Origin of the sequence: Tahibacter caeni, from assembly GCF_024609805.1 — a bacterium.
Lineage (GTDB): Bacteria > Pseudomonadota > Gammaproteobacteria > Xanthomonadales > Rhodanobacteraceae > Tahibacter > Tahibacter caeni.
Genome location: NZ_JANFVR010000026.1, coordinates 15694 through 30360, shown reverse-complemented (window position 1 = coordinate 30360; position 14667 = coordinate 15694). Strand labels below are relative to the sequence as shown.

At 69.3% G+C, this 14667-nt stretch carries 13 protein-coding genes; 12 read left to right on the top strand and 1 reads right to left on the bottom strand.

The window, feature by feature from the left end; translation table 11 throughout:
* The 10 genes from NON22_RS04220 to recO all read left to right on the top strand — a co-directional run.
* The coding region (locus NON22_RS04220) for a sensor domain-containing protein (protein WP_257385663.1) at window positions 1-2226 on the top strand (2226 nt) is incomplete at its 5' end.
* A gap of 392 nt (window positions 2227-2618) precedes the next feature.
* Window positions 2619-3206 (top strand): RNA polymerase sigma factor RpoE, encoded by a 588-nt coding sequence (gene rpoE, locus NON22_RS04215; protein ID WP_257385664.1) that lies wholly within the window; start codon window positions 2619-2621, stop codon window positions 3204-3206.
* 4 nt (window positions 3207-3210) lie between these two features.
* The gene (locus NON22_RS04210) at window positions 3211-3834 is read left to right on the top strand and encodes a sigma-E factor negative regulatory protein (RefSeq protein ID WP_257385662.1); all 624 of its coding nucleotides are present in this window, start codon (window positions 3211-3213) and stop codon (window positions 3832-3834) included.
* A 287-nt stretch (window positions 3835-4121) separates the two neighbouring features.
* Window positions 4122-5546: a DegQ family serine endoprotease gene (locus NON22_RS04205; protein ID WP_257385661.1), complete on the top strand. Its 1425-nt coding sequence runs from the start codon at window positions 4122-4124 to the stop codon at window positions 5544-5546.
* A gap of 157 nt (window positions 5547-5703) precedes the next feature.
* Window positions 5704-7494, top strand: a complete 1791-nt coding sequence (lepA, locus tag NON22_RS04200; RefSeq protein WP_257385660.1) for a translation elongation factor 4 — start codon at window positions 5704-5706, stop codon at window positions 7492-7494.
* A gap of 61 nt (window positions 7495-7555) precedes the next feature.
* A complete protein-coding gene (gene lepB / locus NON22_RS04195) occupies window positions 7556-8359 on the top strand; it encodes a signal peptidase I (protein ID WP_257385659.1) in 804 nt (267 codons plus the stop codon).
* A gap of 14 nt (window positions 8360-8373) precedes the next feature.
* Entirely contained in the window at window positions 8374-8760 is a 387-nt protein-coding gene (locus tag NON22_RS04190; protein WP_257385658.1) for a DUF4845 domain-containing protein, read from the top strand.
* 51 nt (window positions 8761-8811) lie between these two features.
* Window positions 8812-9480, top strand: a complete 669-nt coding sequence (gene rnc / locus NON22_RS04185; RefSeq protein ID WP_257385657.1) for a ribonuclease III — start codon at window positions 8812-8814, stop codon at window positions 9478-9480.
* Window positions 9470-10384: a GTPase Era gene (gene era, locus NON22_RS04180; protein ID WP_257385656.1), complete on the top strand. Its 915-nt coding sequence runs from the start codon at window positions 9470-9472 to the stop codon at window positions 10382-10384. Before rnc ends, era begins: the two co-directional genes overlap by 11 nt.
* Window positions 10385-10420: 36 nt before the next feature.
* Window positions 10421-11134: a DNA repair protein RecO gene (gene recO, locus NON22_RS04175; protein ID WP_257385655.1), complete on the top strand. Its 714-nt coding sequence runs from the start codon at window positions 10421-10423 to the stop codon at window positions 11132-11134.
* A gap of 24 nt (window positions 11135-11158) precedes the next feature.
* On the opposite strand, the gene NON22_RS04170 is transcribed toward recO, so the two are convergent.
* A complete protein-coding gene (locus NON22_RS04170; RefSeq protein ID WP_257385654.1) occupies window positions 11159-11890 on the bottom strand; it encodes a response regulator in 732 nt (243 codons plus the stop codon).
* Window positions 11891-11949: 59 nt separating this feature from the next.
* Here NON22_RS04170 and NON22_RS04165 point away from each other — a divergent pair, with 59 nt between their 5' ends.
* Both NON22_RS04165 and NON22_RS04160 read left to right on the top strand, forming a co-directional pair.
* Window positions 11950-13968 carry a hypothetical protein gene (locus NON22_RS04165; RefSeq protein ID WP_257385653.1) on the top strand — a complete coding sequence of 673 codons (2019 nt, stop codon included), beginning with the start codon at window positions 11950-11952 and terminating at the stop codon, window positions 13966-13968.
* A 15-nt stretch (window positions 13969-13983) separates the two neighbouring features.
* Window positions 13984-14559 carry a YdbL family probable chaperone protein gene (locus NON22_RS04160; protein WP_257385652.1) on the top strand — a complete coding sequence of 192 codons (576 nt, stop codon included), beginning with the start codon at window positions 13984-13986 and terminating at the stop codon, window positions 14557-14559.
* Window positions 14560-14667: the final 108 nt, after the last annotated feature.

Here is a 14667-nt window from a genome sequence, read left to right as displayed (position 1 = left end):
GGCGCGGCGGCCGGCGCCGGCAGCGCCGGCGAACTCGCGCCGCGTTCGATCGGCGGCGACCGCTACCAGTTCGCGTTCGAGGGCAGCCTCGACGAGCTCGTGATCTCCGATCCGAAGACCGGGCGCATCGTCGAGGTCAATCCGGTGTTCCTGCAGCGCTCGGGCATGACCGCGGCGCAGGTCGTCGGCCAGCCGCTCGACATCATCAGCAAGAGCCACACGCGCGAGCAGCGCGTGGAGCTCAACGCGCGGCTCACGCGCGAAGGCAGCGTGCGCTACCGCTGCCAGAAGCCGCGCGGCGACGGCGGTAGCTATCCCGTCGACGTGGTTTCGCGGCTGGCCGTGCGCGCGGGCAAGCTCGTGCATTTCACGATACTGCGCGACCTCGGCGAGCTCGGCCGGCTGCAGCAGTCGCTGGGCCTGCTGGCCGAGGCGATCGAGGTCGGCGCCGGCGACGAAGGCGTGCGCCAGATCGTGCGCCTGTTCGTCGACTGGCTGGAACTCGACTACGTCACCCTGGTGTCGGCGCGGCCGGACCAGCCCAACGAGGTGCAGCCGATCACGCTGTACCAGCGCGTCAACATGCCCGGCGACGCGCCGGATCCGCTCAAGCAGCCGACCTTGCGCCAAGTGCTCGACGGCAGCAGCGTGATCCATCTTACCGAGGCCTGGAAGCGCGTCGAGCGCGATTCGTTCCTCGGCTTCACGCGCTTCGAGGCGTTCGTCGGCCTGCCGCTGCGCGACGAGCGCCGTACCGTACTGGGCGCGCTGCTGCTCGGCCGGCGCTCGGCCCTGCCCGAATCGACGACGATCGTCGACACCCTGCGCGTCGCCGCCGGGCGCCTCGCGCTGGAGCTCGAGCTGCGCCGCTCGCGCGACCAGGGCAAGGCCAAGGCGCTGCAGGACGCGCTGACCGGGCTGCCGAACCGGCTGCTGTTCAACGACCGCCTCGAAACCACGATCAACGAGGCGCACCGCACCGGCGAGATGTTCGCCGTGCTGTTCGTCGACCTCGACCGCTTCAAGAACATCAACGACTCGCTCGGCCACGGCGTCGGCGACCAGGTGCTCGACGCAGTCTCGCGGCGCCTGCGCGCGAGCGTGCGCGCGTCCGACACGGTCGCGCGCTATGCCGGCGACGAGTTCACCCTGATCCTGCGCCACATCGTGCAGCGCGACGACGTCATGCGCATCGCCGAGAAGATCGTCCGCGTCATGGAAGTGCCGCTGACGCTCGAGGACGGCTCGGAGCTGCACATCACCGCGTCGATCGGCATCAGCTTCTACCCCGACGACGCGACCACGGCCGAGCGGCTGCTCAAGCACGCCGACGTCGCGATGTACAGCGCCAAAGGCATGGGGCGCAACAATTTCCAGACCTATGTCGCGGTGCCCGAGGAGTCGCACCAGCAGCGCATCGCGCTGGAGACCAAGCTGCGCGTGGCCGAACGCAACAACGAGCTGCGCGTCTACTACCAGCCGCAGGTCGATTCGCTCAGCGAGGACATCGTCGGCATGGAGGCGCTGATCCGCTGGGAGCACCCGGAACTCGGCATGATCAGTCCGGGCTTCTTCATCCCGCTGGCCGAGGAGACCGGCCTGATCGTGTCGATCGGCGAGTGGGTGCTGCGCACGGCCTGCGTCGACACCAAGCGCTGGCAGACGCGCTTCAACCTGCCGCTGCGCGTTAGCGTCAACCTGTCGGCCCTGCAGATCAAGCAACCCAACCTCGTCGAGATCGTGCGCAACGTCATCGACGAGACCGGTATCGACCCGACCCTGCTCGACCTGGAAGTCACCGAGAGCATCAGCGTCAAGTCGATCCCGAACCTCATGGAAACCCTGCAGTCGCTGCGCGACCTCGGCTGCCGCATCTCGATCGACGACTTCGGCACGGGCCAGTCCTCGCTCGACTACATCCGCCGCTTCCCGGCCGACAAGATCAAGATCGACCAGGTGTTCGTGCGCAACATCGGCGTCGATCCGGACGACGAGGCCATCGTGCGCGCGACGATCAACATGGCGCACAGCCTCAAGCTCGGCGTCGTCGCCGAAGGCGTGGAGATCGAGGAGCATTTCAATTTCCTGCGCGACCACGGCTGCGAGGAGCTGCAGGGCTATCTGTTCTGCCGGCCGCTAGCGCCGGTCAGTTTCGAGAACATGCTGGTCGAACGCGAGAAGCTGTTCGGCGCCAGCAGCGGCAGCGTGGACCTGCTGCCCCGCTGAGCTCGCCGGTTACGGGCATAATCGCCCGGTCTTGCGCGGAGGCGGACGGCGGCTGGCACGGCCAGGGAGGACGGATGCGGATCGGCGGTCGCGGAGCAGCCGGCCTGCGGGACCGGCTTTCGTGCCGTCGGGCTCGGGTGCGGTTCCGGCCGGGTCGAGGTCGGCTCCTTCCGGCGGCCTGGACCGGGGGCGGAACTTCCGTACGCGAGCGCTGTCTTGTTTCCCGCCCGGTTGGCCGGGATCACGAGCGGCGCCAGCGGAGTCAACACGTGGAAGCAGTGATGGGATCTGGTTTACTGATCTGGGGACGCGAGCGCGATACCGCGCCGCGGCGCGAGGCGCCGCGGCCGGTGCAGGAAGCGGCGTCGACGAGTGCAGGGAGTACGGCCCGGATGGGCGACGAAGTTTCCGACAACACGCTGGTCGAGCGCGTGCAGAAGGGCGACAAGCGCGCCTTCGATCTGCTCGTGCGCCGCTATCAGCACAAGGTGGTCAGCGTGATCTCGCGCTACGTGTCCGACTGGGCCGAGTGCCAGGACGTGGCCCAGGAAGCCTTCATCCGCGCATTCCGTGCGATAGGCGCGTTCCGCGGCGACAGCGCTTTCTACACCTGGGTCTACCGCATCGCGATCAACACCGCTAAGAACTATCTGGTTTCGCAGGGCCGGCGCCCGCCGACCGACGACGTCGCCATCGACGATGCCGTGCAGCTCGACGCGGGCATCCGCCTCAAGGACAGCGCGACGCCCGAGCGCGAGCTGCTGCGCCAGGAGATTGAACGAACCGTTTTCGCGACGGTCGAACAGCTGCCCGAAGAACTGCGCACCGCGATCACGCTGCGCGAGGTCGACGGACTCTCCTACGAGGAGATCGCCGAGCAGATGCAGTGCCCCATCGGAACGGTGCGTTCGCGCATCTTCCGCGCCCGCGAGGCAATCGATACGCAATTGCGTCCGCTGCTCGCGGACAGCGAGGTTTGACGTCATGAACACGGAAATCAAGGAACAGCTTTCGGCGTTGATGGACGGCGAGGTCCAGCGTGACGCGGCCCGGTTCGTGCTGCGCGCGGTCGACTCCGATCCGGCCCTGGCTGCCGATTGGACGCGTTTCCACATCGCCCGCGACTGCCTTCAGCGCAAACCGGTCCTGCTCGCCGATGCGGGCTTCGCCGCCGCCGTGATGGCCCGGCTGGACGCCGAGACCGCGCCGCAGCGCAGCGGCGGTTCGCGCTGGGCCCGTTATCTCTCCGGCGGCGCGGTCGCCGCGGCGGTCGCGGTCGTCGCGCTGATGGCGTCGGCGCCGGAAAAGGAAACCTTGCCCGGTTCCGCCACGATCGCGAGCACTGCCGCGCCGCCCCGCGCAGCGACGTTCAACGACAGCAGCATTTCCGGTCCGCGCCTGCCTCAGCTGGCTCAGCCGGCGTCGGCGACGGTCGGCGGCGATACGCTGTTCGCGCCGGGCTACGATCTGCGCGCGCCGTCGGCCGGTTGGCGCCCGGCTGCCGAGGCCGGCTACAACGTGCGGTCGCCGGCCACGCCGTACGTGCTGCTGATCGTGCCGGTGCAGCCGGCCGCCACGGAGCATCCGGCACAGCCGCGCCTGCAGTAGCCGCCGGCTAAGCTATCCACGACGGCCCCGGCGTTTGCGTCGGGGCCGTCGCGTTTCGGTCGTTCGCAGCCGTTCCGGGCTAGGGCACCGGGTCGTGAACGCTGCTCCGCAACTTGCTTGAATCGGCCGCGGACGACGCCAGGTGAACCATCGTTGACGGATTGCAACATCCCGGAACTTTACGGTTGCAACGTTCTCAAAGCGGCGTCCGGAGTAGTTCGGGAACGCCCGGCTCCGCCGGGAAGACCTCCGAAAAATCAGCAAAGGCAAACTGTATGCAACGAGGCATGTTGAAGTCTCTCGCCCTGTCGTTCGCAGGGCTGATTTTCTTCGCGGCGAGCGCCGCCCAGGCTTATGACCTGCCGGATTTCACCGCGCTGGTCGAGAAGAACGGCCCGGCCGTCGTCAACGTGCAGGCGCGCCAGAACGGCAGCGACGACAACGCCGCCGCCGGCGCCGACGACGACATCGACCAGGAGCAGATTCCCGAGATCTTCCGCCGCTTCTTCGGTCCCGGCGGTCCCGGCGTGCCGCGCGGCGGCCGCCCCGGCGGCGTCTCGCTCGGATCCGGCTTCATCATTTCCAACGACGGCTACATCCTGACCAACAACCACGTCGTCGACGGCGCCGACAGCGTGACCGTGCGCCTGTCCGACCGGCGCGAGCTCGATGCAAAGGTCGTGGGCAGCGACGCGCAGTACGACATCGCGCTGCTCAAGGTCACCGCGAGCAACCTGCCGGCCGTCACGCTCGGCGACTCCAAAAAGCTCAAGCCGGGCCAGTGGGTGCTCGCGATCGGCTCGCCGTTCGGATTCGACCACTCGGTCACGGCCGGCATCGTCAGCGCCGTCAGCCGCAGCTTCGGCGGCCGCGACCAGCAGTACGTGCCGTTCATCCAGACCGACGTCGCGATCAACCGCGGCAACTCCGGCGGCCCGCTGTTCAATCTCGACGGCGAAGTCGTCGGCATCAATTCGCAGATCCTGTCCAACACCGGCGGCTTCATGGGCGTGTCGTTCGCGATTCCGATCGACACGGCCATGAGCGCGGTCAAGCAGATCAAGGACAAGGGCTTCGTCTCGCGCGGCATGATCGGCGTGCAGATCCAGGACGTGAATCGCGAGCTCGCACAGAGCCTCGGCCTGCCGCGCACCGGCGGCGCGCTCGTCAATGCCACCACGGCGGGCAGCGCGGCCGAAAAGGCCGGCATCAAGGTCGGCGACGTGATCCTCGCGTTCGGCGGCGTCGACGTCGTGCATTCCTCCGACCTGCCGCCGATGGTCGGCGCCTCGGCGCCCGGCAGCAAGGTCGACGTCAGCCTGTTCCGCGACGGCAAGACCCTGACCGTTCCGGTCGTGGTCGGCGAACTCTCGCGCGATGCCACGGCTCAGGCCGCTCAGGGCGGCGGCGCGGCGGCCGGCACCAATCCGCTTGGCATGGTCGTCGAGGACCTGACCGCCGAGCAGCGTCAGCAGCTCGGCATCAAGGACGAGGGCGTCGTCGTCACGCGGATCACCGGCGTGCCGGCGCGCCGCGCGGCGTTGCAGCCGGGCGACATCGTGCTGATGGTCGGCAAGCAGAAGGTCAAGACGGCTGCCGAATTCAACAATGCCGTCAAGGGCGTGCAGCCCGGCGACTCAGTCATGCTGCTGGTCCGGCGCCAGGATGCGAGCCTGTTCGTCGCGGTCAGCGTGCCCAAGAAGGCGGACTGATCCCGACGGTAGCCCGTCGACGGCGGCGGCTCCTCTCCGGGGCCGCCGTCGCCGTTTCCGGCCAGCCGGGCCCATCCTGCGCCGGACGCGGCTTCATGCGATAATCGCCGTTTGCCGTCGCCTCGTTCGCGCGCCGGCCCCGTTCTGCGGCCCCCCGATGGACCATATCCGAAACTTCTCGATCATTGCCCACGTCGATCACGGCAAGTCCACCCTGGCCGACCGGATCATCCAACTCTGCGGCGGGCTGGAAGCCCGGGAAATGGAAGCCCAGGTCCTGGACTCCAACCCGATCGAGCGCGAACGCGGAATAACGATCAAGGCCCAGTCCGTCTCGCTGCCGTACAAGGCCCGCGACGGCAGGGTCTATCAGCTCAATTTCATCGACACGCCGGGCCACGTCGACTTCAGCTACGAAGTCAGCCGTTCGCTGGCCGCCTGCGAAGGCGCGCTGCTCGTCGTCGACGCGGCGCAGGGCGTCGAGGCGCAGTCCGTCGCCAACTGCTACACCGCAGTGGAGCAGGGCCTCGAAGTCATTCCGGTGCTCAACAAGATCGACCTGCCGACGGCCGACATCGAACGCGCGAAGAGCGAGATCGAAGCCGTCATCGGCATCGACGCCGAGGACGCGATCCCGATCAGCGCCAAGACCGGCCAGAACGTCGAGGCCGTGCTCGAGGCCATCGTCGCGCGGATTCCGCCGCCCAGGCCGCGGGACACCGACAAGCTGCAGGCGCTGATCATCGACTCGTGGTTCGACAACTACCTCGGCGTGGTCTCGCTGGTCCGCGTCATGCAGGGCCGCATCAAGCCGCGCGACAAGATCCTCGTCATGTCGACCGGCCGCTGGCACGAGGTCGACCAGGTCGGCGTGTTCACGCCCAAGCGCAAGGTCAAGGACAGCCTGGAAGCCGGCGAAGTGGGCTGGCTGACGGCCTCGATCAAGGACGTCCACGGCGCGCCGGTCGGCGACACGCTGACCCTGAACGCCGATCCGGCGCCGGCCCCGCTGCCGGGCTTCCAGAAAATGCAGTCGCGCGTGTTCGCCGGCCTGTTCCCGACTGCGGCCGACGACTTCCCGGCGCTGCGCGAGGCGCTCGAAAAGCTGCGCCTCAACGATGCAGCGCTGAATTTCGAACCGGAAAGCTCCGAGGCCATGGGCTTCGGCTTCCGCTGCGGCTTCCTCGGCCTGCTGCACATGGACATCATCCAGGAGCGGCTCGAGCGCGAATACGACCTCGACCTCATCACGACCGCGCCGACCGTGGTCTACGAGGTCGCGCTGACCGACGGCTCGGTGATGTCGCTGGACAATCCGGCCAAGCTGCCGCCGGTGCAGAACATCGAGGAAGTGCGCGAGCCCATCATCATCGCCGACATCCTGACGCCGCCGGACTACATCGGCAACGTGATCGGCCTGTGCGAGGAAAAGCGCGGCATCCAGCGCAGCATCAACTACGTGTCGACCCAGGTGCGCATCAGCTACGAGCTGCCGCTGGCCGAGGTCGTGCTGGATTTCTTCGACAAGCTGAAGTCGGTGTCGCGCGGCTACGCCTCGATGGACTACCACTTCCACGAGTTCCGCGCCGGCCCGTTCGTGCGCCTGGACGTGCTGATCAATGGCGACCGCGTCGACGCGCTGAGCCTGATCGTGCATCGCGCCGCGGCCGACCGCCGCGGCCGCGAGCTGACCGAGAAGATGAAGGAGCTGATTCCGCGGCAGCAGTTCGACGTGGCGATCCAGGCCGCCGTCGGCTCGCAGATCATCGCGCGCTCGACGGTCAAGGCGCTGCGCAAGAACGTGCTGGCCAAGTGCTACGGCGGCGACGTCTCGCGCAAGCGCAAGCTGCTCGAGAAGCAGAAGGAAGGCAAGAAGCGCATGAAGCAGGTCGGCAGCGTGGACATCCCGCAGGAAGCCTTCCTCGCCGTGCTGCAGATGGACAAGTGACCCGGCCCGCGCCGCCGGCGCGGGCCCCCGTACGTCGTACCACCGAGTCTGAGGAACGCGAATGCACTTCGACTTTGCCGCCATCCTGGTCGGGCTGACCTTCCTGACCGGCGTGATCTGGGCCATCGACCACTGGTTCTTCGCCAAGCGCCGCGCCGCGGAAGTGCCGCCGGGCGAAGTGCCGCGCGAGCCCGTCCTGGTCGAGTATTCGCGCTCGTTCTTCCCGGTCATCCTGATCGTGCTGCTGTTCCGCTCCTTCCTCGCGGAACCGTTCCGGATCCCGTCGGGCTCGATGATGCCGACCCTGCTCGTCGGCGATTTCATCCTAGTCAACAAGTTCGCCTACGGCGTGCGCCTGCCGGTCATCGACAAGAAGATCATCGAGGTCGGCGAGCCCCAGCGCGGCGACGTGGTCGTGTTCCGCTTTCCGAAGGATCCGACCCAGGACTACATCAAGCGCGTGATCGGCAAGCCCGGCGACGACGTCACGTACCGGAACAAGAAGCTCTACGTCAACGGCACGGAGATGGCACAGGAGTCCACCGGCGCCTATTCCGGCACCGATGCGGAGTCGCGTGAACTGATGCACGGCGGCGCCGAGTCCTTTCTGGAACAGTTGGACACGGTCCGCCACCAGATCATCACGGTGCCCGGCGGCCAGGTCGGGCCGGACTTTACCTTGAAGGTTCCGGCCGGGCATTATTTCGTCATGGGGGACAACCGCGATCGCAGCTCGGACAGCCGCGTCTGGGGTTTCGTGCCGGAGGAAAATCTCGTCGGCAAGGCTTTCGTGATCTGGATGAGCTGGCGCGGGCTGGACAACGGTCTCGTCGAATTCGGTCGTCTCGGCACCTTGATCAAGTAGGAGAGGGCGGGGTCATGAAGCAGTCGCAACGCGGTATCACGTTCATCGGATTCATCATCCTGCTCTGCGTCGTCGGCTTCTTCGCCTACTGCGCCATGAAGCTCGTGCCGGTCTACACCGAATACATGGGCATCGTGAAGTCGATGAACCAACTGATCGACGAGCCGGGCATCGGCAGCAAGGAAATCGGCGAGATCCGGCAGATGCTCAACACGAAGTTCAGCATCCAGTACGTCGACGAAACGACGGTGCCGCCGCAGAACATCCAGCTGAAGCGGCAGAGCGGCGCCGCCAGCCTGCGCCTGTTCTATGACAAGCGCGTCGACTTCATCTACAACGTCGATCTGCTGGTCAGCTTCGACAAGACCGTCAATCTTTCCGGCACCGGTCCGACCAACTGACCGGATGGCGTGCCGGACGCCGCTCCGCCGGCGTTCGATGCGCTGAATCGCTTGACCAAGCTTCGCTTCCCGCACGAGTTCCGCGATCCGGCCCTGTACCAGCAGGCGCTGACTCATCGCAGCGCCGGCAGGCCCAACAACGAACGGCTCGAGTTCCTCGGCGATTCGCTGGTCGGCATGCTCGTGGCCGAGCTGCTGTTCGAGTCGCACGGCCGCGCCGACGAGGGCGAGCTCACGCGCATGCGCGCGCAGCTCGTCAGCGGCGCGGCGCTGGCCGAGGTCGCGCGCTCGCTGGCGCTCGGCGACGCGCTGCGGCTCGGCCCCGGCGAGTTGAAGAGCGGCGGCCACCGGCGCGAGTCGATCCTCGCCGACGCGTTCGAGGCGCTGGTCGCCGCGGTCTATCTCGACGCGGGCTGGGACGCTTGCCGTGCCTGCGTACGCAGCCTGTTCGCCGAGCGCGCCGCACGCCTGCGCGCGCCGGAAAAGGATGCCAAGACGCGGCTGCAGGAACTGCTGCAGGCGCGCGGACTGGCGCTGCCGACCTACGAACTCGTCGCGAGCAGCGGCGAGGACCATGCAAAAGTGTTCGACGTGGCCTGCATCGTCGAACAGCCGCCGCTGCGCGTGCCGGGGCAGGGCTCCAGCCGCCGCGCGGCGGAGCAGCTCGCCGCCGCCGCGGCGCTGGAACAGATCAAGGACCACTTCGCGAATGACCGCTGACACGCCTCCGCCCGCCGAGCATCGCTGCGGCCTCGTTGCCCTGATCGGCCGGCCGAACGTCGGCAAGTCGACCCTGCAGAACGCCCTGGTCGGCTTCCGCGTCAGCATCGTGAGCCCCAAGCCGCAGACGACGCGGCACCGCATCCTCGGCATCGCCACGCGGCCCGGCGCGCAGATGCTGTTCGTCGACACGCCAGGCATGCATGCCGACACGAAGCGTGCGATCAACCGCCAGCTCAACCGCGCCGCGCGCGGCGCGATCGACGAGGTCGACGTGCTCGTCCACGTGGTCGAGGCCGGCCGCTGGACCGACGAGGACGAACGCGTCTGGCAGGCGTTGAAGGCGGCCGGCAAGCCCGTGCTGCTCGCGGCCAACAAGATCGACACCTTGAAGAACCGCGACGCGCTGCTGCCGTTCATCGCCGCGGCCACGCAGGGCCGCGACTATGCTGCGGTGCTGCTGGTCTCCGCGCGCCGCGCCGACGGCCTCAAGGAACTCGAGCGCGAGATCGTCGCGCGTCTGCCGCTCGCGCCGCCGGTCTACGGCGAGGACGAGATCACCGACCGCAGCGAGCGCTTTCTCGCCGCCGAGCTCGTGCGCGAGCAGCTCATGCGCCAGCTCGGCCAGGAGCTGCCGTATTCCTGCACGGTGGAGATCGAGCAGTTCGGCGAGCGCGAGGACGGCGTGGCCGAGATCGGCGCGGTGATCTGGGTCGAACGCGCCGGGCAGAAGGCCATCGTCATCGGCGCGGCCGGCGCACGGCTCAAGGAAGTCGGCACCGCGGCGCGTCTGGCCATGGAGCGCCTGTTCGAGCGGCGCGTGTTCCTCAAGCTCTGGGTGCGCGTGCGCGAGAACTGGTCCGACGACGAAGCCGCGTTGAAGCGCTTCGGCTACGAAGGCTAGCCGTGCGCTGCCGGACGCCGCCGCTCTAGCACCGCCTTGCGCGTCGACGAGCAGCCCGGCTGGATACTGCACGCGCGGCCCTATCGCGAGACCAGCCTGCTGCTGGAAGGATGGAGCCGCGATCACGGCCGCATCGGCCTCGTCGCGCGCGGCGTACGCAAGGAAAAGCCGCGCCAGCCGCGCGCGCTGCTGCAGCCGCTGGTGCCGCTGAGCCTGAGCTGGAGCGGGCAGGGCGAGCTCGTCACGTTGACGGCGCTCGACGCCCGCGGCCAGCCGCCGGTCTTGCCCGGCGAGGCGCTGGTCTGCGCGATCTACGTCAACGAGCTGGTCATGCGCCTGCTGCCGCGTCACGACGCGCTGCCGGATCTCTACGACGCCTACGAGTCGACCTTGCAGCGGCTCGCCGCGTCGGCCGCGCGTGCCTGGCAACTGCGCCGCTTCGAGCGCGACCTGCTGGCCGAGATCGGCTACGCCGTGGTCTGCGACGCCGAAGCCGACGGCGGCGAGGCCATCGAGCCTGACGTGGACTACATCTACATTCCCGAGCACGGCGCCGTGCGCTACGCGCAGCAGCCCAACGCGTTGCGCCTGCGCGGCAGCGCGCTGCTCGCGCTGGCCGAGGACAGCTTGCCCGATGCGGCGGATCTCGCAGCGCTGCGCCGACTCATGCGCGCGTTGATCGCGCACCAACTCGGCGGCGGTGCGTTGCGGTCCTGGAGCATGCTCGCTGGCACCGGCGGCAGCGGCTGAGCGCCGCGGCGACCGGTCGGCGTTTCAGTCCGCGGCGCCGAGCGCGGCGTGTGTGGCCGCGGCGACGTCCTGCAGTTCGGCCAGGTCCGCGGCCGCGAATACCGGTGACGTGGCGAGGCGGCTGCGCAGGCGGCGCGCGGCCTGCTCCAGGCGCGGCGCGCCGCAGAAGCCGGCCGACGCGCAGAGCTTGTGCAGGCGCTCGCGCAGGCTTTCGGCGTCCTGCGCGGCGCGGCAGGTCTCGAGCTCGTCGGCGAGCGTGTCGAGTTCGCGCCGGAACAGCGCGCGCAGCGCCGCGACCGTGTCGCTGCTGCCGAGGCTGCGACAGGCGGCCGTGTCGTCGAGCAGCGGCGCCGCGTCGGGATCGCCGGTCGCGGACGCGACCGCGACGCACGCCGGCGACGCTGCGCCGAGCGTGCGTCGCAGACCGTCGAGATCGATGGGCTTGGCCAGCACGTCCGCGAATCCGGCGGCGCACAGCCGCTGCCGCAGCGGTGCGTCGACGTCGGCGCTCGTGGCCAGTGCCGCGGTTGCGCGCGAGGCGGCTGCCGTGTCGTCGCGCAGGCACCGCAGCACGGCCGGGCCGTCGAGCGCCGGCATGTGCACGTCGAGCAGCAGCAGGTCGTAGCGGTGCGCCCGGGCCAGCGCGAGCGCAGCGGCGCCGTCGGCCGCGGTGTCGCAGCGATGGCCGAGCTCGCCGGCCGCGTCGGCGAGAAAGCGCAGGCTCAACGGGTTGTCGTCGGCGATCAGCAGTTCCATGGCTCTTCCCCGTTCAGCTCGCGCTGGCCACAATCGGCGCCTCTTCCCGGGCGCCGCGCATGACATTTCCTTTTCGCTTCGCGGGCATTGTGCTTTTTCTGGCGGCCGGCGCCCAGAGTCACGGCGCCGGTCTGCGCGCCGCCGTCGATACGCTGCAGTCCGGCGGCCTCAGTCTGAAAAATATCGAAGTGGAATTGGTCCCGGCGCCCGACGGCGGCCAGGATCTCGCGCTCAAGGCCGCGCAGCTGCAATGGCCCGACCTTGACCTGCAGTGGTTCGATCTGCAGGCGCATTGCCCGCTGGAACCCGATGCCGCCGCCTGGCGCTGCGCCGGCCAGGCACGCCTGCGCCCGACGGCGACCGCGGAACCGGTCGAAGCCGGCTTCGTCGCGCAACTCGCGCAGGGCAATCTCGATCTGCAGCTCAACCGCGCGCCGGCGCGGCTGACCGTGAACCGGCGCGCTGCGGATACGGAAGGCGGCGCAGCGCACTGGCAGCTGCAGTTGCGCCAGCTGCCGCTGAACTGGCTGGAGCAGCGCCTGCGGGCGGCCTGGCCGGCGTTGACCCGCGTCGATGGCGAGCTCGCGCTCGACGCGGAACTGCCGGCCGCCGCGGCCGCGCCGCTGCAGCTCGACTACAGCCTGCGCAATCTCGGTTTCGACACCGCCGACGGCAGCCGCGCTGCCGCGCACGTGAACCTGGCCGGCAAGCTCGACTGGCGCGGCGGCAGTCCCTGGCGCCTGCGCCACCGCGGCCAGGTCGGCGGCGGCGAAGTGCTGGCCGGCGCGTTTCATGCGGACTTCGCCGACCATGGCACGCGGCTGGATTTCGGTCTCGCGCCCGACGGTGCGGCGTATCGCTTCAGCGAACTCGCCTATGACGATCCCGGTGTGCTCGCGCTGAGCGGTTCCGCGCTGATCGATCCGGCGGCGGCCGCGCCGCTGCGCGAACTGCGCGTGGACCGGCTGACCGCCGAGCTGCCGGCGGCGCAGCGGCGCTATCTGCAGGGGCCGCTCGCGCTGGCCGGCTGGAGCGCCTTGCAGAGCCGCGGCCGCGTCGCGCTGCAGGCGCACGTCGACGCGAAAGGTCTGGCCGAAGCCGGCGTACAGCTTGCCGGCGTGGATCTGGAAGAAAACGCGCGCGGCGTCGGCATCCGCCAGCTGGCCGGCGAACTGGCCTGGCGCCGCGACGGCGAAGCCGCGCCGACGGAGCTGATCTGGCAGTCAGCGCGCCTGTATTCGCTGCCGCTCGGCGCCGCGCGCCTGCGCTGGCAGGGCCGCGACGGCGTGCTCGCGCTGCAGGCGCCGGCGCAGATTCCGTTGCTCGGCGGCAGCCTGGATCTGCAGCGCGTCGACGTGCATCCGGCCGCGACCGCCGGCGAGCGCCTGCGCGCCGGCTTCGCGCTGCACGACGTCGAGCTCGCCGCCCTGAGCCAGGCGCTCGGCTGGCCGCGCTTCGGCGGCAAGCTCGGCGGCGCCGTGCCGCAGCTGCGCTATGCGGACGAACGCCTGGAACTGACCGGCGGCCTGCTGCTGAACGTGTTCGACGGCACGCTCAACGTCACCGGCCTCGCGCTGGAACGGCCGTTCGGTGTGCTGCCGGCGCTGTCGGCCGACATCGCGTTCGACGGCCTCGACCTCAAGCTGCTGACCGGCACCTTCGACATCGGCGACATCAGCGGCCGCCTGTCCGGCTACATCCGCGGGCTGCGCCTGAACGACTGGCAGCCGGTCGCGTTCGATGCGCAGCTGCAGGCACTCGACGGCGGCCGCATCAGCCAGCGCGCGGTCAACACGATTTCCTCGGTCGGCGGCGGCGGTATCGCGGCCGGCCTGCAGGCGAGCATGCTCAAGCTGTTCGACACCTTCGGCTACGCGCGGCTGGGGCTGGGCTGCCGGTTGCAGAACGCGGTCTGCCACATGCGCGGGCTCGACGCCGACGGCGCCCGCTACACGCTGGTCGAAGGCCGCGGCTTGCCGCGCATCCAGATCGTCGGCCATCAGTCCGAGGTCGACTGGGCCGTGCTCGTCGATCGTCTCAAGGCCGCCGCCAGCGGCACCAAACCCGTCATCAACTGATCCAGGAGTCACGTCATGCGCCCGGTCCGTACGTTGCTGTTGAGCTTCTCGCTGGTGCTGCTGTCGGCCTGCGTCACGATCAACGTGTATTTCCCCGCGGCCGCGGCGGAAAAGGCCGCCGAGCAATTCATCGGCAACGTGATCGGGGATGCGGCCAAGCAACCGGAGGCCAAGCCGGAGCGGCCGCCCCAGGCCGGCCTGCTCGATTTCTTCATCGGCGCGGCCCAGGCAGCCGAACCGGACCTCAATATCCAGACGCCGGCCGTGCGCGAGATCCAGTCGCGCATGAAGCAGCGTTTCGACGGCGTGCTGACCCAGGCGCTGACCGCCGGCAGCGTCGGCCTGACGCGTGACGGCCTGGTCGCGGTGCGGGACGCCGCGGCCGTGCCGCTGGCCGAACGCGCCGGGCTCAAGCAGGCGGTCGCCGACGAGAACCGCGACCGCAAGGCGGTCTATGCGGAGATCGCCCGCGCCAACGGTCACCCGGAATGGGAGGCGCAGATCCAGAGCACCTTCGCCGCGCAGTGGGTCCAGCAGGCCCGCCCCGGCTGGTATTATCAGGACGCCGCAGGCGCCTGGAAGCAGCGCTGACGCGTCCGCCGGCCCCGTTCCGGCGCGAGCGCGCCGCGCTGCGCCGGCCGGGACGCCGTCTCAACCGATCTGGAGTCAAGGCGCCCGGGATGTCCGCATCCCGGGCGC